This is a genomic window from Thermaerobacillus caldiproteolyticus (assembly GCF_013761245.1).
Taxonomy (GTDB): domain Bacteria; phylum Bacillota; class Bacilli; order Bacillales; family Anoxybacillaceae; genus Thermaerobacillus; species Thermaerobacillus caldiproteolyticus.
In genome coordinates, this window is the sequence record NZ_JACDUT010000002.1 from 338,844 (window position 1) to 357,435 (window position 18,592).

The 18,592-nt window shown below is 39.6% G+C and carries 17 protein-coding genes and 1 CRISPR repeat array; of the genes, 1 reads left to right on the forward strand and 16 read right to left on the reverse strand.

The window, feature by feature from the left end; all coding sequences use genetic code 11:
- Positions 1-27: 27 nt before the first annotated feature.
- Entirely contained in the window at positions 28-1,209 is a 1,182-nt protein-coding gene (locus HNR31_RS05215) for a GNAT family N-acetyltransferase (RefSeq protein ID WP_181555204.1), read from the reverse strand.
- 415 nt (positions 1,210-1,624) lie between these two features.
- Between HNR31_RS05215 and HNR31_RS05220 the strand changes: the two genes are divergently transcribed.
- Complete coding sequence (locus HNR31_RS05220) at positions 1,625-1,768, forward strand: hypothetical protein (RefSeq protein ID WP_181555205.1); 144 nt, start codon at positions 1,625-1,627, stop codon at positions 1,766-1,768.
- 374 nt (positions 1,769-2,142) lie between these two features.
- A CRISPR array of direct repeats spans positions 2,143-2,503; the repeat unit is 30 nt; unit sequence CTTCACATCATACATAGTTTCTTCAGAAAC.
- A 293-nt stretch (positions 2,504-2,796) separates the two neighbouring features.
- Here the strand turns inward: HNR31_RS05220 and HNR31_RS18570 are convergent.
- The 15 genes from HNR31_RS18570 to HNR31_RS05295 form a co-directional block, all read right to left on the reverse strand.
- Complete coding sequence (locus HNR31_RS18570; RefSeq protein WP_258561013.1) at positions 2,797-4,071, reverse strand: RNA-guided endonuclease InsQ/TnpB family protein; 1,275 nt, start codon at positions 4,069-4,071, stop codon at positions 2,797-2,799.
- Positions 4,072-4,601: 530 nt separating this feature from the next.
- Positions 4,602-4,979, reverse strand: coding sequence for a hypothetical protein (locus tag HNR31_RS05230; protein ID WP_080862640.1), 378 nt, complete (start codon positions 4,977-4,979; stop codon positions 4,602-4,604).
- Positions 4,980-5,000: 21 nt separating this feature from the next.
- Positions 5,001-5,600 carry a DUF4879 domain-containing protein gene (locus HNR31_RS05235; protein ID WP_181555206.1) on the reverse strand — a complete coding sequence of 200 codons (600 nt, stop codon included), beginning with the start codon at positions 5,598-5,600 and terminating at the stop codon, positions 5,001-5,003.
- A gap of 197 nt (positions 5,601-5,797) precedes the next feature.
- The gene (locus tag HNR31_RS05240; RefSeq protein WP_181555207.1) at positions 5,798-6,484 is read right to left on the reverse strand and encodes an N-acetylmuramoyl-L-alanine amidase; all 687 of its coding nucleotides are present in this window, start codon (positions 6,482-6,484) and stop codon (positions 5,798-5,800) included.
- 16 nt (positions 6,485-6,500) lie between these two features.
- The gene (locus HNR31_RS05245) at positions 6,501-6,722 is read right to left on the reverse strand and encodes a phage holin (RefSeq protein WP_220129406.1); all 222 of its coding nucleotides are present in this window, start codon (positions 6,720-6,722) and stop codon (positions 6,501-6,503) included.
- Position 6,723: 1 nt separating this feature from the next.
- On the reverse strand, positions 6,724-6,960 hold the full coding sequence (locus tag HNR31_RS05250; protein ID WP_181555209.1) for a hemolysin XhlA family protein: 237 nt from the start codon (positions 6,958-6,960) through the stop codon (positions 6,724-6,726).
- A gap of 13 nt (positions 6,961-6,973) precedes the next feature.
- The gene (locus HNR31_RS05255) at positions 6,974-8,119 is read right to left on the reverse strand and encodes a siphovirus ReqiPepy6 Gp37-like family protein (protein WP_181555210.1); all 1,146 of its coding nucleotides are present in this window, start codon (positions 8,117-8,119) and stop codon (positions 6,974-6,976) included.
- A gap of 42 nt (positions 8,120-8,161) precedes the next feature.
- Complete coding sequence (locus tag HNR31_RS05260; protein ID WP_181555211.1) at positions 8,162-8,848, reverse strand: hypothetical protein; 687 nt, start codon at positions 8,846-8,848, stop codon at positions 8,162-8,164.
- Between the two features lie 249 nt (positions 8,849-9,097).
- A complete protein-coding gene (locus HNR31_RS05265; protein WP_181555212.1) occupies positions 9,098-9,445 on the reverse strand; it encodes a hypothetical protein in 348 nt (115 codons plus the stop codon).
- 71 nt (positions 9,446-9,516) lie between these two features.
- Positions 9,517-9,654, reverse strand: a complete 138-nt coding sequence (locus HNR31_RS05270) for a hypothetical protein (protein WP_181555213.1) — start codon at positions 9,652-9,654, stop codon at positions 9,517-9,519.
- 1 nt (position 9,655) lies between these two features.
- Complete coding sequence (locus HNR31_RS05275) at positions 9,656-9,985, reverse strand: hypothetical protein (protein WP_181555214.1); 330 nt, start codon at positions 9,983-9,985, stop codon at positions 9,656-9,658.
- 12 nt (positions 9,986-9,997) lie between these two features.
- Positions 9,998-11,065: an SMP-30/gluconolactonase/LRE family protein gene (locus HNR31_RS05280; protein WP_181555215.1), complete on the reverse strand. Its 1,068-nt coding sequence runs from the start codon at positions 11,063-11,065 to the stop codon at positions 9,998-10,000.
- Complete coding sequence (locus tag HNR31_RS18575) at positions 11,065-12,012, reverse strand: hypothetical protein (RefSeq protein WP_181555216.1); 948 nt, start codon at positions 12,010-12,012, stop codon at positions 11,065-11,067. The genes HNR31_RS05280 and HNR31_RS18575 overlap by 1 nt, the downstream gene beginning before the upstream one ends.
- A gap of 10 nt (positions 12,013-12,022) precedes the next feature.
- Complete coding sequence (locus HNR31_RS05290; RefSeq protein WP_309505613.1) at positions 12,023-12,859, reverse strand: phage tail family protein; 837 nt, start codon at positions 12,857-12,859, stop codon at positions 12,023-12,025.
- A gap of 40 nt (positions 12,860-12,899) precedes the next feature.
- Positions 12,900-18,587 carry a phage tail tape measure protein gene (locus HNR31_RS05295; protein WP_181555218.1) on the reverse strand — a complete coding sequence of 1,896 codons (5,688 nt, stop codon included), beginning with the start codon at positions 18,585-18,587 and terminating at the stop codon, positions 12,900-12,902.
- Between the last annotated feature and the right edge of the window lie 5 nt (positions 18,588-18,592).

Here is an 18,592-nt window from a genome sequence, read left to right on the forward strand (position 1 = left end):
TCTCCGAGAAGAGTGAGGCTTTTCTTATCAAAAAAAGTCCATAAAAAACGACGTCCGGTATGGAAGGATCGCTTCGAGTTTCTCTACGTCTTCTTTCCTTCCTCCTAATTTCCCCATTTCGTAAAACGCGAGCGGACGCTCATATCCTAACAACAGCGCGGCTGCCGTGTTAATATCGAGTTGAAGACCACGTTTCGGCGGATGCACACATGCCTCTTTCCCTTGCTCTTTGCGAAATACTTTTACTCCTTCATTGCTAAGCTGGTAAAATCCCGTATTCCATGGTGCATATTCATCGTAAATATAGAAAAACAGCGGCTCTTGTATCCTTTTGAATGGATATTGTTGTAAAAGCTTCTCCATATCAACAATCCTTGCCATAAAATAAGGAACAATTTCTTGCGTAATGCGCGGATTATGCAGTAAATACGGAAGCGGATCGTCCGCCGCTGTTATGATAGTGACTTTATCTGCCATCGAATCATGCTGGCAAATAAAATTCCATAGCGCTCTTTTTGCTTCCGAATCAAGCGCTACCATCTCTTGCACGTCCATATGACGGTTTTTCATTTGATACAACATATAGCCTCTACGTTCATTGTTTTGATTGACATAAACGACCGCATGCGTATCTTTTGTCAATATTTTCTGCTCCCACCATCTCATCGTCCGCTGCAACATTCCGTTATAACGATGCGAAAACTCCTCATAGATTGGATGAATCGTCTGAAACAGCGCTTCTTTTTCTACTCGCTCCATGCGCCCATGAGCCATCGGCAAAAATCGCAAATCTTTTTGTTCTATTGTTAATTTTTTGTATAACGCAAAAAGCTCCCAACCGAAGCGGCGATAAAATGAAATTTGAAACGGATGAAGAAATGAAATCGTTTGCTGTTTCTTCCGCATTTCTTCTAATGCGACCTTCAACAGCTCAGCTACTTTTCCTTCTCTTCGATACTCCGGCCATGTTGCCACTCCCGCAATCCCCCCCATTAAAAACGATTGTTTATGAATGACAACATGCAAAGGCAGCACATGAAGCTTGGCAGTCAGCTGTCCATTTTCGAAATCTCCCCATATGTCTTCTTCATCCATTCGCTGCTTTCTTATCTCTTTTTGTTCTTCCGTTAGTTCGTATTGAAATGCATACTGTGATAGACGAAGACTTTGTTCATAATCCTGTTCTGTCAATAATCGAATCTGTGACATACAATATCCCTCCCGCTTTTTATAGTCCTTCAAATTCATTTCTCTCCTTCTTTCTCTATTCCTCTCTCATTTTTCAGAAAAAGTTTTTTGTTTTCAGACAAAAATGAGTAACTGTTCCTCGATTACATACTAGCGAAGCTCAATGCAACCAATTGGAGAGAATATGCATAAAAAAGAACAAAATCATTTATCACGCCATATAGTGGCGTTTTCCCTAGGAACCATTAACACTATGCCAGCGGAGACAGCTCAATTCAATCGAGTACTACTTCCAACGTTTAAGGAACAAACACAACCAATGAGATACAAATCCTTCGGACACTCAACCATTAACAACAGTCAATGAAACGGACAATACAGCAGCCACCGCTGACATCAGTATAGAAATTCCTTTTCTCTTACCGGGAGATTTTTTATGATAAAAAAAATTCAACTATCATTAACCTTTAACAATGCGAAAAAAGCAAAATTATTCACTGTGCGTTCACCCAAAATCGTATCTCTGAACCCCAAAGCACCGCTAGCTCAAAGAGGAGAACAATTATCAAAAAATGCTTGAAAAGTTGACAATCCCCTCTCATTGAACCAAAAACATATAATAGCTGCTGCTTCCATACTGAACCAAAATAAAAAACCCGAACTCTTCATTTCACGTTCGGGTTTCGTATGATAATTCCGACTGGACTCGAACCAGCGACATTCACCCTGTCAAGGTGGGGGAGTAGGTGAAATCGGGAATTAGTTCATTTCAAAATGGTCGATTTTACAACATTCTAAAGTCATTATGAACCATAAAAAAATTACATGAACAAAAAATTTGGTCGGCAGAATGTCGGCAAGATTGTCGGCATACAATATCCCTCAATCCCCCTTCTCATACGAGAAGGGTTTTTTGAAACTACTTTCCCATCTTCGTACTTTCCATCGAACAAACTTCACATCACACATAGTTTCTTCAGAAACGTGATATTCTTGGATTTTTTGCGGCCGCGACACGTACTTCACATCATACATAGTTTCTTCAGAAACCTGCAAAATTGCTGCGTCATACTGCGTTTCGTATGCCTTCACATCATACATAGTTTCTTCAGAAACCGTTCCAGAATCAATGTTATACACCGGATAGTGTGCTTCACATCATACATAGTTTCTTCAGAAACACGAATAAAACCCCTTTTTAATTTAGATTAAATTTAATCCTTCACATCATACATAGTTTCTTCAGAAACGTATGCCTCATGGTTTCCTTTTTTCATGTGGTTAGCTTCACATCATACATAGTTTCTTCAGAAACCCCAAAAGATATTGATAAAGCAACATTTCACTTATCTCTCTCAAGAGATTTTCTTTTTTAGAAATAACCGTAAATCCCTTAGCTATCAACATTTTAAATGTCGTCGATCCCTTGGGATTTTTGCACGATTATAGTTCGACAACAATTTTCTGTATGATGCCTAGCCGGATTTTGTGGCTAGGGTTTCAGCCTGCCTAGCAGGACTACCTTATCGAGTGTTACCGTTGGGCATTTTTAGATGCTTATTACGGCACTTCTCGACTTAAGGACGCTGAATCGCCCCAAGGGATTTTTTATTGCATTTTTAACGTTTTCCTTATTATCTTGTCAATGTTCGGTATTGCGATATTCCTTGCTGCATTATAGTCAGCATTTGTCTTAAAACCGCATTCGATGCACTTAAATGTAGCTTGTTCTTGCCGATTCTCTTTATCAATATAGCCACATTTACTACAACGTTGAGATGTATATTGGGGTTCAATTTTTATAACTTGTATTCCTGCTTCTCGTGCCTTATATTCGATTTTCTGCTGAAGATCGTAATATGTCCAATTTTTCAAAAATGTACTTTCCTTGCTAATTCCAGTCAAATCTTCCATTTGAATTATCCCACACTTATGTTTAAGCGCCATATCTACAATAAACCTGGAATATTTATGATTGCAAGTGTCACGAAATCTCGCGATTTTATCGCTAATTAATTCAATTGATTTTGTTCTTGTAGCATAACCATGCCCTTTACGCCCGTCTCCACAATATTTGCCTTGATTTAACAATTCCCTCTTCCTTTTTTCTACTTGCCGTCTGAATCGTTCTATTTCCCCCCCTTTAATATGATAACGGTGAAGACTATTATTAAATGCTATATAAACAGGATAGACAATTCCTAGATCAACTCCCATGACATTATTGGGATCCAAGGCTGCTTCTTTAGCTTCAAATTGATAGGTGAGGTTAATAAACCACTTATTTTTATGATTGATTATTTGAGATGCCGTATATGTATAATCGCCATTTATAATTCGTTCTAATATGGTTTGCTGGGTTTTATCGTTTGCTTTTATAAGTACATCAAATACTCCGTTTTTCCGTCCCAATTCATTTTTATACTCTCTATTAATTAAACCGAGGCTTAATACGTATCCATCATTACATTTTTGTATTTTCGTCGATTGCTTAACGATATCAATTGGACAATCTTTTCTGAAGTTAGGGATGGAGCGGTCACCACGCAGAATTTCTTTTAAGTCACTATTCCATTTATCTACCGCTCGTTTGATAGTTTGCGCAAGGTTTGCACTTGCGATTTTGCTAAATTCATTCTTTAAATGTTTATAAGCGTATCCGTGCATACTTGTGTATCTTAAAACATCTTTTGGTTTAGGATACTGACCGTGTATCTGCTTATAATCCGCACTAAATCCTTGATATTCCCAACACAATTGAATCGTCTTGTTTAATGCCGCGCGAGTTTCTTTCTGGATGTCACGGAGAACCATTCCCAATTCATCCCATTCTGCGTTTAAGGGTTTGATAATTTGATACCTCATTACTTTCGTATACTTCATCAATTAACAACCCCTTTTTTACAACAAGTGTTACTTTTGAAACAATACCACCTCCATTTTTGACATTAAATTTCCATTTAATACTTTTTACTAACGTGGAACATTTTTGTCTTTGGTTTACGTAAGCTGTCACATGATTTTTTATTCATTTTGCAAAAAACTATGCAATAAAATAAACAAGCCCCTCTCGATGAGAAGGGCTTTTCATATGGAATCATCTTCCTCATCCTCGTTGAAGAATGGATATTTCAGGAGCATTTTCTGGAATGGGCCTTTGTCTTTGATCGGGAGTCTACGTGGGGATTGATAGTAGCACTTCTGATGGATGATGGTGTTGATAATGTCAAGGAAGACCTTCTCGTCTGGTCGAACCACCTCTGAACAAATGGGACAGCGCAGTCAGCCGACGATTTTGAACATGGTATCACCTCCTCGATAGGTAAGATACAACCCCTGATTATTGAAAAAACCAATAAAAAAAGAAGGCGTTCATGCATTACTAAATGAACGCCTTTTCCAGTTTTTCTTGATTATAATCCGTAAGCTTTATATCCTAAACTTTGATTTATGTTTCGATTAATTCGTTGTACAACAGGTGATTTTTGATGCCCATTTGGATCTAGTATTCCTAATTCACCAGCTCTTTTTAATGCTTGAATAAGAAGTTCACTGTTTCCGTTACTGCGAAGTCGACGTTCTTCTTCTGCTGACATGTGTATCACATTATCTGGATTAATGGGTTCAGTTGCATTTTCCATCATATTTCTAAAATCTTTACCATCTAAAGTAACAATATTATTTTTTTCCTCTAATACATGTCCTTTATATCCATAAAGAGATCGAAGCATCCAAAGTTGACGATTAGAATTAAAATTTGCAATCTGTTCTTGGTTTAATCCACTCAACATTATTCTCACTCCTTTTCTATTTTATTGATGTGGAATGTTAATAAAAGCATTCATAGTATTCCAAGGATAATTCATTGAAGTAGATTGACAACGATATTCAACAGAAGAACCACTAGGGATTTTCACATCAGAATCAAAATATACAACATGGTAAAAACCATCTACAATAGTATCACCTTCAAAATCAATAGTTGATGTTTCTATAAGATAAGTTGGATCGTTATAAGTTATTTGTTCTGCACCTAACCATTGGAAATAATGCCCATACCCTATTTCTACAACTCCAACTCCAGTGATTCCTCTAACAGGTGCAGAGGTTAATTCATTATTAATATATTGGATTTGTGGCGTTGTAGTTTCAAGATCCCATCCTACTTGATCAATATATAATGCTGTAACCGGTGGCGCAGATCCTGTTATTGAATTTGTTGTAGCCATCTCTTTACGAATTTCAGAGACTTCTTCTTGGGTTACAGGATTTATTACCCAATCAGGATGTTCTTTTTTGAGATTTTCAATAAAAATAGAAGAGTTTTCTTCAATTGGAGTTGCTGCTTCAGTAGTATTAACAACTACCAAGCTCAAACATAAAGTAAAGAATGCCAGTATAAATTTTTTCATCTTTTACTCCTCCTTCTTTTTTAAGAAATAAAATGGAATAAACTCCCATATTATTTATCGACTTCATTATGCAAATTTTTATAATTTTAACCAAAAAAATTCAACATATTTTAAAATTTTCCCGATTGCAGGATATAAAAATAGGAACAAATGTACGATTTTTATACAAAATAAAAAACCCTGCCACTTGGCAGGGATTATACTATGATTGCTGGATATCCTTTTTTCTTCAATTCCTCCGCAAGCCGTTCTGCGTTTTTTCTGTCGCTGAATGCCCCGACTTGCACGCGATATAATTTTCCGTCAGACACTTTTTGTTGTGGCTGTGATGGTGTTGAGTTTACTTTTTTCTTTAAGCCGAAGGCTTTGACAATACCTTGCACGTGGCCATATGCGATTTGTTGCAGGAACTGCTCTGATTTCAGTTTGGCAGCGTCGTTGGCGTTGTCGATGAACAGGTTTTCTATGAGAATCGCTGGCATCTTCGTTTCACGCAACACCGCATAGTTGGCGCGTTTTTTGCCACGGTCAGTCACATTGATCGCTTTCACGATCTCGGCGTGAATCACATTTTGATATGCGATTGTTGCTGAACTGACGTTTCCGTTGTAGATGTATGATTCAAATCCTGTTCCGCCGCCAGCGTTGATGTGAACGGATAGGAAGAAATCAGCGCCCGCCCTGTTTGCGATGGCCGCACGCTCCGAAAGCTCAATGAAACGATCATCCGTCCGTGTGTAGATGATCTCTACACCCTCGTAGTCTTTGAGCATGTCACCAATTTTTTTGACGATATTCAATGTCAAATCTTTTTCACGCAAACCATTCCCTACAGCCCCACTATCTGTTCCACCATGTCCAGCATCAAGAACAATTTTTGTCACTGTGAATCCCCTCCTATCAAGATAATCCGTGTTTCTCCAACACTTCTTTTTGTTTGCGTCCCTTTTTGCTCAAATAGTTATTTTTCCAGCCCATGTACAGCGCATAAATTCCAGAAACAACAGCAACAACATCATTGACCAAATCATCAGGGATTGTTTGATAACCAAGCATATTTAACACAGCGTTGATAACAGCAACGATAAGAAAAACAAAACGAATAGTACTTGCTTTATCCATCTTATACACCTCCTTTCAATGCTGCAAAAACAATGGCTACGATTCCCCCAACCACTGACACAATAATTGCGTTCGTGATTGTTCGTCGTAGCCATTTTGTATCGTCCTTGATTGCTCGAATGTCATCGCGCATATCTTTGATATTTGCTTCCGCGACCGCTAGACGGGTTTTGACGTCGATCATGTCATCACGGAGCATTGTCACATCAGATTCCAGTTTTGCGACACGTTGTTCCATCGAATCACACCTTTCATTTCCGTACTTCCCCACTAATTTGAGCCAATTCTTGTTTCAATTTTTTCACCAACGTTGGCCGGCTTTCACCGAATGTCGCCTCGATTTGAAAGCCGCCAGGCTCATAAATTTCTTTTATCTCGGTTATACGAGCATCACGTGTTACGCCCCACTCTCGATTTTGAATGGTCACTATATCGCCCAGGTCATAGTCTTTTTCGTACTCGAATGGTGAGTTGGTAAGAATCTGACCTTCAAGAAAGAATTCCTGGGCGAACCCCGCTAACTTTTGTTGTCCTCTCTGTTGCAACTTTGCGATGATCTCTGATTCTGGGAGTGCTTGCTGATTTTCGTCTTCCTCCGCTATATCTCTAGCATCAATGAAGGTTTTAATTCGAAAAAGTCCTTCGGCTTCTCCGACTTCAACTACACGTCTTTCTTCTCCTTCCCCTTGTCCTGCGATATAGCCATAGTTCTTGTAGTTATAGTCAGATTCAACAAAACTCAATTGTTTCAGACTCTCGAATTGCGGACTAAAAATAACAGGCGGATTCTCTGTCTGATTGACCGTGAGATTCCGCCCTTCAAATACATCGAATATCCATTTTTTCTGCTGAAAGTCGAGAATAACATCCCATCCAAGCCCGCTAACTTTAGATATTTCGGTCAGTTCTTCATCAAGTTTTTTGAAACGCGATTCCCAACTGATTGTCGAGCCACGCTGCTGATCAGAAGCAAGAACAATCATGTCAATTTTCCGTTTCACATCAACCGGATTGACGATGTGATTGTTCACGTAATGCTTCATGACCGTTTCAGCCGGACCATTTGTTCGGTCGTGACTGTCGTTGGCAGGGGGAACAACAAGCCGTTGCGCCGTGACTCCTTTCAGAGCAATGCCTTTTATCAGCCAGTTTTCTGTTTTCTTGCCGTTCTCATCAAGTTCGATTTCACGATGCCGAATGATACCAACCTTGTTCCTGCTTGCACCGAGCATGATGAGATTGCCGCGTTGCAGGAGCTCCGTATGTCTTTTGTGCCGGTTAATACGCAGCTCAAATTCCCCGACTTCGTGCCATCGCCTTGTGAATAGCAACGATTCATAGTTGTAAATTTCAGACAATAAATCAAGTTGAGGCGCTAAAATCCGGATTGGTTTCATGGGTCACCTCCAAAAAAGGGTTAAGGCGAATTCTAATTCGCCTTAACCCTTTTCGTTGTACTTTTCCCATAAATAATTTAGCCACTTATCAATTAATTTATTAATTAAAGTAATTGCTTCATCCAGTTTCATTGGATTCTCTGGAGGTTGGCTCTTCAAGTAACCATGTCTAGCCTCCAGACCGCTTGCCTCCGGATGGTTAGATGTATGTTTGAATAAGTCAAGCTCATGTTGTGAAATCCAACCGTTAAGTTTACCTTTTTGATCACCTTTAATAATTATTTCATAGATATTAGACAATACTCTCCACGTTTTAAAATCCGGACGATTGGCTAGAAGCATAACTTTTTTCACATTTTCGTTTTGTTCCATAAGTTTTGTAATTTTCATTATATCGTCGATATTAGATCGGGATATCCTTTTACGTACGTATAGACTCGCTTCAATTGAAGACATTGAAAAATTGATAGTGCCGTCTGGTGCTAATTCTTCAACTTTATCAATATAAAAATTAAGCGGATACTGAAAAATATAAGCCATGCCTGAACAAACATTTATTACTTTTCCCCATGCTAAATGTTGCGCAGCCATCATGTTCTCAGATTGCACTGTTGTTTGAGCATATAGTACGTTATCTGAATAAAAAAAATTAATATCCTCGATAGAAAAAGGTTCATCAAAATTGATGATCGAATCAAGTCTAAAAGTTATCCTATACTCGTTCTCCATCATCAACAACTCCCATATTTTTTGAAAATATTATGTCATCTTTCAAAGTATCAATCCCTGCTTTGAGCAGCTAGACACTTTGAAATGGCATATCTATTTTGTCGCAGTATCATCCTACTTCGCATAATAAAAGGACAACGTCTACAACAAGTTGTCACAATTAAGAAAATATAGCCCTTTATTTATCCTAAAATTAAATTAATGCAACATAAAAACAACAAAATCTGCATGAATTTTAAAAGTTAATCATCATAATTCCCCTCTGAATAGTAATTTTAAAAAAACAGCAATCCACTTTCCTATAGATATTATGAAATTATGAGTTGCTTCAAAACATGCTAATAGAAATGTTAAAAAAGTTATAACATCAACCTTTGGGAAATTGTTATTTTTTAACACTAAATAAATATAAGTTGCTAAAAATCCATAAAAAACAAATTTGAATGCATTCAATATGGTTTCATCAAAGATAAATTCTTCAGGTTCTTTAACGAATCTATAAATGATTGAGATTATAGCTATTCCTACAGATATTTGTATAACATCAGTCATTATCCCCGAATCAATTTTCAATACGTCTAATTTAATTTTAAACATCTCCCTTCTATATTATTAGTATCGGATAATATTTTAAAAATTTAACACTTTTTCTAATCTCCTTAAATATACTACTTGGTAATCAAATCTCCGCGATCCTTAGAAATTAAATAAACGTCAATCCCTTCTTTTAGATCAGGACGACGCTGGATTACGTAATCATATGTGTACGCTCCATCAATAATTCGTTGTGCAAGGTAAGCAGCCATATCACATTCCTCCCAATAGTAAATCGTCTAATGCTTGTTGCATTAATTCAATTCGATTTTTTAGTTCTTGGTTTTCCTGTTCCATTAGTTGCAGTTTTTCTTCCGGCGTTAGTGGTCTGTCAACGTATTCAATAAAAAACTCATCGTTAGTTGGATTGTAATACATCTTCGACATTTTTCCGACTCTGTATTCTGAAACGGGTAAATCTTGTTCCGTTTTGTTAGTTATCATTTCGTTTTCTTTTAACGGCTCATTTTCGTCAAACTCAAAAAATATTGCTCCGACTTCATATTTTTGTGGATTAACTTCTTTATAAATGAACTTTAACATGTTAAACACCCCTTATCCTTTTATTTTAAAATAGATATTTGACCTTTTTAGAAAACCAATCATCGGTACAACAATGTTATATCCATTTAAACAATAATTTTGACCTTCGGTGAATCGAACCGAACCCCCAAAATCCCCCAGTGTAAATAACGTTCCAGATAAGTCAGGTTTTACTGCGGTTAATGCACCACTGACGTTTGTTACAATAGCATTTTCTTTTGGAATATACTCAGAACCATTTACATATTGTCCACCACAATAAAATTTATATAAAGCATTGACAGTAGAGTTATGCGCAGCGTTTTGTATTTGAGTAAGGTCGTAAGCTACTAAATAGTTAGCATCCCAACCATAGGAAAAATATTGAATATTGCCAACTCTGACATTTTTAACACCGTTACCGAAAAACGTGCTTGCTTGCCCTATATTCGGGTTAAGGTAAATCAACTTCCATGTTAATCCATCATTAAGATTAAATAAATAAAATCTTCCTGCCTGTGCATTATTTCCTGCCATAAACCAATTTTCATCCGGCGTTATTCCCCAAAATGTATTATTTAAATCAACCGATACAGGAAAAGCAAACCGCTTTTTCTCCGCTCCGGTATTAGCATCATAAATCCTCAATTGGTTATCTTTTGTATAAATAATATCTCCGTTTTGTTTTTGGCTTAATGTGGAAATTATAGTTCCTCCGATACTTTCTGTTTGTTCCCATCGTATCGTTCCGTCTAAATTTAAAACAAACATTCTATAACCTGTACTATTAATTATCGCCCAACCGCTTTTATCTGCTAAACACATAACTTGATATATTGATCTGTTGAAATTTGTCATTGATACAACTGTTCCTGTATTTGGATCAACTTTTATTACACGTCGGTTTGTCATATCTATACCATATAAATACCCATCATTCGCTTTTATCCATGCAGCAGAAGTGATAGATGAGAGAGTAACAATAGTAGAAACAATTGGGGATACCACCCCATCTAAATTCGTATATCTAATATAAGAATTTTTTCGATATTTACCGCCCCCAAATCCCCCGCCATGCGCCCTAATATCAATCAACGGCATTATTGCTTCACCTCACTGATTAACTCACCGTCTGCGTCATAAGTAAGTATGAATGTATCTGTTTTCAACACTGTTGTACCGTCGGTGTCATAATAAGTAATTGTCCGCGTTGTATATTGCGGACTTGTGCCACTACTGAGTTCAGAACGAGCAAACAGCGTCCCATCGGCTCGTTTGTATTCAACAATGGTAAAAATGCCGTTGCTATCTTTTCCGCTTTTGTATACGTTAAAAATGCTTAAATTACGTTGCATAGGTTCAGGCGCGCTATCCGTATATGCTTTTGCGTTTGCTTCTGCTTGATTCGCTTTTTGTTGAGCTCCAGAAGGAGTTTCAAAACCACTATTTTGAACATTCGCAAACCAATCTTCCCATTCTCGTTGGAACTCGGCAGTTTTTGAGTTGTACCATGCTTGGAATTGGTTGAATATCTCCGTTGTGTCAGCTTGAATAAGTGAATTCACAAGACCGCACACGTTTGTATCGAGTCGTTCATCAGTCACTTGGAAACCTTCGATGAACGATTTCCCTGCGATGACTCTCACTTGTGCAAGCGAGAGTTCGTATACGTTGTCGTTTCTCGTGAGTGCAGGCGGTGTCGGTGTTGCGCTTGGTGTTCCCTTCAATACAACCGCTTCAATAGAACGTTTTTCTAAGCTTTTATCAAGACGTAGCACAACGCGGTCAATACAGTCGTACGTCGGATCGGCTGTATCAAGTGTGAGCGTATGACCGCCATAAACTTTATACATGTACCCTTGAATCCAAGCATAACCATCAGCAATGTTGACATTCATATTTGTGCCATCGGCTGTGACTTGCAAGTTTGTACCACCATTGAAAATACCGTCTGTCAACACTCGTCTGAAATACTCCGCAAATTCATCCGCTGTGTATTCACGCGGATCTTCAGCTGTCGAATCGAAAAAACAGCTTTTTTCAGGCATTGTATCACCCCTATACGCTTAAATATCTATTTCTATACGAAACGATGACTCGTGATTTTGTGGCATCACTGTCCGAACCGTATTCGATAAGGTATTCGATAAGGTTCTCGCCAGGAACGAGTTGCCAAAATGTGCTCTCCAAGTCAATCCAGTTAAACACGTTTGTTGTCGTGCCATCAGCGTTTTCAATGACAACACTTTTGTTTCCAAATTCCGTAGAAATAACAAGTTTATCCTGTTCCCCTAGAGAACGGCTTACACGCACAAACTCCCCTGTTGTTCGGTTCCATACAACCGGATTGGTTGCAGGACCATAGAACTCAATCGTGACAGGCGTTGAAACATCTCCTTTGTTGTGCAGAATCTTTTTAAACCCACGTTGAGCAAACTTGGTTCCGAGTCGCAACGGAAAAGACAACCCTCCCAGGATATACGACATTTTTTCACTCGTACTAAATTCATCGAGCCAAAACGGTTCAGGGCAAAGAAGATTCACCAGCGCTTTTTGAAGTTTTGGCAAGCGATTTTCTTTTCCGCTTGGAAAAGCTGGAACGTTATCCGGAATAGCTTCGATTTCACGAACAATTCCATTATCTTCGTAACGAAGCTTTCCAGGACCAAGTTTCGGGTTGAATACAGAAGCGAGGTATTGACGCTGTTGCAGCAATGTCGTGGTATCCCTTGTAAGAATGGCGATTTCTATTGAAATGGCTCGCTCTTGCAAAACTGAATCAATATATGTGCTTCCATCTTGAAACGGAGCCTTCTGCATTTGAATATCAGCGTCCACATCACCCAACCCGTCAATGGATTGTAAAATAAAAGGAGCTGAATTTTTCAGCTCCACTGATTGCCCTCTAGCATTTGTGAAAATGATACATTGCATGTCACCACCCCAATTCCATCGCTAACTGACGGCTTACTTGAAGATGTTTTCTTGCTGTTTCCGAAGGTGATAATGGTTTCGGACTGTTAATCGTTAAATATTGATTAACAGAAGGTCTTTGGGCGTTTATATTTAGCAATGATTTTTCCAAAAGTAATAAAAGTCTATCTAATTTATTTTCTAAATTCGGCGATTCAATTTGATTTTTTACAACCAACACATCGCTGTTCATCCGTATTTCATTGGCCGCACTACTTATAGTGAATGCCATTTTGTTTATTCTGTCCGCGAGTCCGTCCGAAATAGACGAAACATCCGGTATAGCAGCAAGCGCCAATTGCTTTGCAGTTGCCATGACGCTTCCAATATTTTCTTCCATACCTTCTATGATACCAGCAGGAATCCAACGCCCTACTTCGTCTTTCATTCTTTGTGAAGGCGACTTAATTTTGAGCGTGGTTTTCATCGTACTTTCGACGATATTGGCGATTTCCTTTGCCTTTTGCTGTAGAGGTCCAATCATAGAGTTCAAACCCTGAATCAAGCCTTGCATCAAATTTTTTCCGATTTCAGCCATGCTTGCTACCATGAGGTTGAGTTCGGTTTTGGTTCCTTCCGTGATTTCCTTCACTTTCGTTATCCACTCATTTTTGTGTTGCTCCAACTCGGCATTCGCCTGTGCGCGTAGCTCAGCAATTTTGTTTGTGTATTCAATCTTCACTTGCTCAAGCTCAATACTTGCAGTATAGCGTAACTGTTGAATCTTCAACTGTGTCTGTTGGCGCATTCCCTCGAGTTCGTTGACCGCTTGCGCTTTTGCCAACGCATTTTTCTCACGCCATAACTGAACGTATTGTTGCAATTCTTCATCAGAAAGAGAATTCAATGCTGAAATTTCGTCGACAGCTCTCGGACCCATATCCCGGAGCTCTTGAAGAAGTCCTTCATCAATCCCGCGCGCTGCAAGAACAGAAATATTGGATTGCCAATCTTTGAACGCATTGACTTGATTGGAGAGATTTTTGAGCAATCCTTGGCCGCTCACGCCGATTTTTCGTTTAAATTCATCAAAAAGCCCTGCAAAGCTATACAGGGATTTCGTGCGGTCTTCAATTGCTTTCGTGTATTCCTCTGTCAGTTTTCGCTCTTCTTCTGCAAGACGGTCGTTGATTTCTTTTACTTTCCGCTCATATTCTTCCTTGGCTTTTATTTCATCTTGATACAATCGCTCGTTAATTTCTTTGACCTTTTGAGCGTATTCATTGTTTAGCGCCGTCAATTTGTCGTGAATCTCTTTTTTTACACGGTAAATTTCCCGTTCATAATATTCTCGTTCCTCAGAGCCTTTTTTGTATTTTTGAATGTAGTTTTCATAGAGTGCAAGCTCTTCTTTGAGAGAAAGGTCGTTGTAGTATTTTCGCTTCTCAACATAAGCCTTTTCTTTCTCAAATTGTTGCTTGAGAAGTTCATTTTTCACACGGACAATCTCTTTTTCTATTTCAATCCGCTCTTTAGATCCTTCTTTGTACTTTTTCGCAAGAGCTTGCCACATCTTCAATTCCTGATCTAGAGACAGCAGACCGAGATCGCGCTTATCCTTAGCATCCTCGAATTGTTTTTTAGTGATAGCCGCTTGTTCCTTTGCTCGCTGATCTTGGACTTTCTTAATCTCCAACTGTACTTTCCTTACTTGCTCTGGAAACTTAGCGTATTCCTTCTGGATTCTTCGAAGCTCTGTAATGTACTGAGAAGAACTGATTTTTCCGAGTTTGAAATTCGTCTGCGCTTTTTCAAAAGACTCATTGAACTCTTTTTTTACTGTATCCGCCATCTTTTTCGCAGCGCTTGTAGCCGTTTTAGTATTCTTTGTGATTCCAATTGCAAAACCATCCGTATAGTTCTTTCCTTCTTTCTCAGTTTCTTTTGATGGCGAATGCGAATCGATGGCTTTTTTCAACGCAGAAAGCGCAGCTTTACCGAGATTCCATGCTGCACTCCAGACACTTCCATTTTTTGATAAGATCGCATTTATAAATCCGGAGACAAATCCCTCACCAGCATCTCTTCCATCATGGCTCTTGAGCCCCTTTTCCGCTGCACTTGACACACTGCTACCGGCGGATTGAGCATTTCCCCTTTGTGAAGACAAACCACTTGCAAAAGTCGATCCTGCTTTCTTTCCGCCACCGCCGTCTGTCGTACTTCCCAGTATGCTTGAAACAAGTGAGCTTAAGGTTTTTGCAATAGATCTATTACTACCTTCTGTTGATTTCAAGCCTTGTCCATGTTTTGTTCCTTTATCTGTACCATGTTTTTGAGCATCGCCTTTGCCTTGTGCCAATCCTTCATCAGTCGATTTAGATACATTTGCTCCTGCAACTTTATTTGCACCAGCTGTGCTTTCTACTCCTTTCTTGTGATTGTCGCCCTTATCCTTACCGTGTTTCTGCGCATCTGGTTTGTTTTTCGATAAACCTTCATCAGTGCCCTTTGAAACTTTCTCACCAGATTTTTTATTGTCGGCAACTGTGCTTTCTACGCCTTTTTTGTGTGATTCTCCTTTATCTTTACCTGCTTTTTCTGCTTCTTTGTTGCCTTTTTTCATTTCTGCCAACGTTTTGTTGACTATTTCAGAAGCTGTCTTTTGGGCTTGTTCTTTCTGCACGCCCATTGCCTCTAAAAAGGCTTGTAAATCTTTTTGGTACTGTCCTTTGGTTTTTTCGGAGAAATCGGACATCTTCTTGAGAACTTCTTCAGTATGAGCTTTCCAACGTTCGATATATTCTTTATCTGACTCTTCTACTTGAACGATAAAACCGTTCATGTCCGTTAAAAATTTCTTTTGCCGTTCGAAGATTTTCCCGGTTGCAATGTCGATGATCTTGCCGCGCTGATCAAGATGAGAAGCAAGGCTGGCCAACGCCTGTTCACGTTCTTGAGCCGCTTTTGCTAACATCTCATTTGTACGGGACTCTACTCCAAGCATCAGCTGATCGTATTGTTGCTGTGATATTCTTCCTTGTGCCAAAGCTTGTTCAAAGACCTTTTGTTTCTCGGAATACCACTTGTTAGCTGCTTCAACAGATTTCTTATAAGTTTCATTGATACGTTTTACATAACCTTCTGCCTCATCAAAAAGAATCTTTCCTTGCTTATCTATGATAGATTTTTGAATTGCTTGGAGCTCGTTTTGTGACTGTGCGAATTCTCTGGCTCCGCCCTCCATCACTTTGAGCGCTTCCTGATATTTCGCCGCAAATTCAGCTGGCATTTTGGAAAGATCATTATTGTATTTCTCGTGAGCCTCTTTTAGGGTGTCTAGTGCCTTTTTGTATGCAGCGATGTCTTTATCAAAACTTTTAATGATCTCATTCGTCATTTCCTGTGCTTTCTTTTTCCCTGCATCGCCAGCGATTCCGTAAACATCATTGACCGCATTAACGAGTTTTTCTTTTTGCGTTTGCAGAGCCGCAATGACTTGATCCGCCATTTTTGAGAATGCGTCAACAACCTCTTTTGAAGTTGCTCTCGCTTTCTCGCCGGACATCGTTTGCAGTTCAATCATTTTGAGCTTTGCGCCCTCGTATAGATCGGTGTAGCTTTGAACAGCTTTTTTTGTTCCGGCGCTCAAGCCCTCTCCATAACGAATAGCCTGTCTTTCGGCCTCTTCTTGTTTCTTCCGCAACTGTTCCGTCTTTTCATGTGCAGCAAAAAGTCCAAGCCCTAAAGTTCCAAGCGCAGCTGTCACGCCTACAATAGCAAGACCGATTGGACCGGAAAACGCCATCAGTGCCCCAACAGCTGCAGTCAAGGTTCCAACGACTCCAACAACTCCCATAATGGCCACACTGAGTGCCCCTGTTTTCGCGATAATCTGTTGGGTATCGGAATCAAGAGAGTTCCATTTTTCGAGAAGTCGGGTAACAGAGTTAGCTGCCCCTTCAAGTGCTGGTGTGAGGGCATCTGTCAATTTGATTTTAGCCGTTTCAAGAGCACCATTCATATTTTCTACAGCACCAGCTAAGTTATCTTTTATCGCGCTTGCCGCTTTTTGTGAGGCCCCGTCAGATTCCCGTAAGGCTTGTGTTAACTCTGCGATTTGTTGTGGCCCTGCATCAACCAAGTTTAAGAATCCCGTCATTGCTTCCGTACCAAATATGGTTTGGAAAGCATTCATTTTCTGTTCTTGAGTGAGTTTTTTTGTAGAATCCCTTAGTACCCTAATTACTCGGTCTAAAGACAGCATGTTGCCGTGAGCATCTTTTATGTTGATGCCCAATTTTTGCATGACCTCACTGCCTTCTTTAGTTGGGGCAATTAATCTTGTTAAGCCCATGCGAAGCGTGGTGCCAATCTGTTCAGCTGCCATCCCACGATCTCGCATAACCGCGGTTGCTGCGGCCAATTCTTCGACAGACATTCCTAACCGTTTCGCAATAGGCGCAGCATATTTAAAGGAATAACCCATGTCTAAAATGGATGCATTCGAACGATTTGCGGCCATCGCAAACACATCAGCAATATGAGCTGACTTGGAAGCTTCTAGACCAAATCCACGAATGGCGGCGGCCATAATTTCAGAAACAGTGGCCATATCTTCGCCGCTTGCCTCGGCTGTAGCAATTACACCAGGCATGGCAGCGATGATTTCATTGACTTTGAAACCAGATACTGCTAATTGTTCTTGAGCTTGTGCCACTTCGGTAGCTGATTTGGTTGTTTTGGCCCCAAGATCTAAAGCTTGGTCCTTCAACTGCTGAATCTGTTCCGCAGTAGCATCACTGACCGCCCCTACTCGGCTCACCTGCTTGCCAAATTCCATTCCAACAGAAACAGCATCTTTCATGGCATACGACAAGGTTGCAAAGCCGGCGCCAGCAGTAATAGCAACAGAACCGCCAATATGTTGCATTTTGTTGCCAATGGTATCCATGTTAGAAGTGAATTTTCCCCAAACAGTGCGTTGTTTGGCCACTTCCTTTTCCATCTGGTTGAGTTTTTGAGTAGTCTGCGTGAGCTCATTCTGTAGAGCATTCAGCTCAGCTTTCGCCTCATCTAATCGAATAGCCAGTTGCTTTGTTTCATTGGCGTCTTGTCCTTTGGCTTGTGCAACTCTTCTATATTCATCTTCCAGCCGGCTCACTACTTGTTGTTGCAACTCAATCTTTTGATTGAGAGACTGAATTTGCAACCCAGCTTGCTTCAATTCGTTTCCGAAATTTTCAGCAGCACTGGACGCCACTTTAAACTCTGCATCAACCTTCTGCATAGCTAAAGACAGGGATTTTATGTCGTTCTCGAACTGGTTGATGCTCTGGTTTTCTTTGAACTGATTGAGCTTTTGATTGGTCTGCGTTAGTTCGTTTTGCATTTTGTTTAGCTCGGCGGTAGCATAGTTTAACCGTCTTGCTAAATTTTGAGTTTCAGTGGCGTCCTGTCCTTTTTTTGTAGCTGCGTCTTCGTATGCCTTTTTTAACTGATCGACTTTTTGCTTTTGGAGTTCAATTTGTTTCGTTAAATACTGAATTTTAGCTTCCGACTGTTTGAGAGCATCACCCCAAACTCCCACACTCGTCCGAGTTGCCTCAAATTCGGATTTCACTATTCTCATCTGCTTGGCGAGAGCGTTCATCTCGCTGTTGAATTCTTTAGAGTTCGAATACAGCCTCACTCGTATGTCTTTTGCCATCCCGT

Coding starts and splice junctions, on each gene's coding strand:
- HNR31_RS05215 (WP_181555204.1), bottom strand. CDS start 1,209: ATGTCACAGATTCGATTATTGACAGAACAGGATTATGAACAAAGTCTT.
- HNR31_RS05220 (WP_181555205.1), top strand. CDS start 1,625: ATGATAAAAAAAATTCAACTATCATTAACCTTTAACAATGCGAAAAAA.
- HNR31_RS18570 (WP_258561013.1), bottom strand. CDS start 4,071: ATGAAGTATACGAAAGTAATGAGGTATCAAATTATCAAACCCTTAAAC.
- HNR31_RS05230 (WP_080862640.1), bottom strand. CDS start 4,979: ATGTTGAGTGGATTAAACCAAGAACAGATTGCAAATTTTAATTCTAAT.
- HNR31_RS05235 (WP_181555206.1), bottom strand. CDS start 5,600: ATGAAAAAATTTATACTGGCATTCTTTACTTTATGTTTGAGCTTGGTA.
- HNR31_RS05245 (WP_220129406.1), bottom strand. CDS start 6,722: ATGGATAAAGCAAGTACTATTCGTTTTGTTTTTCTTATCGTTGCTGTT.
- HNR31_RS05250 (WP_181555209.1), bottom strand. CDS start 6,960: ATGGAACAACGTGTCGCAAAACTGGAATCTGATGTGACAATGCTCCGT.
- HNR31_RS05255 (WP_181555210.1), bottom strand. CDS start 8,119: ATGAAACCAATCCGGATTTTAGCGCCTCAACTTGATTTATTGTCTGAA.
- HNR31_RS05260 (WP_181555211.1), bottom strand. CDS start 8,848: ATGGAGAACGAGTATAGGATAACTTTTAGACTTGATTCGATCATCAAT.
- HNR31_RS05265 (WP_181555212.1), bottom strand. CDS start 9,445: ATGTTTAAAATTAAATTAGACGTATTGAAAATTGATTCGGGGATAATG.
- HNR31_RS05270 (WP_181555213.1), bottom strand. CDS start 9,654: ATGGCTGCTTACCTTGCACAACGAATTATTGATGGAGCGTACACATAT.
- HNR31_RS05275 (WP_181555214.1), bottom strand. CDS start 9,985: ATGTTAAAGTTCATTTATAAAGAAGTTAATCCACAAAAATATGAAGTC.
- HNR31_RS05280 (WP_181555215.1), bottom strand. CDS start 11,065: ATGCCGTTGATTGATATTAGGGCGCATGGCGGGGGATTTGGGGGCGGT.
- HNR31_RS18575 (WP_181555216.1), bottom strand. CDS start 12,012: ATGCCTGAAAAAAGCTGTTTTTTCGATTCGACAGCTGAAGATCCGCGT.
- HNR31_RS05295 (WP_181555218.1), bottom strand. CDS start 18,587: ATGGCAAAAGACATACGAGTGAGGCTGTATTCGAACTCTAAAGAATTC.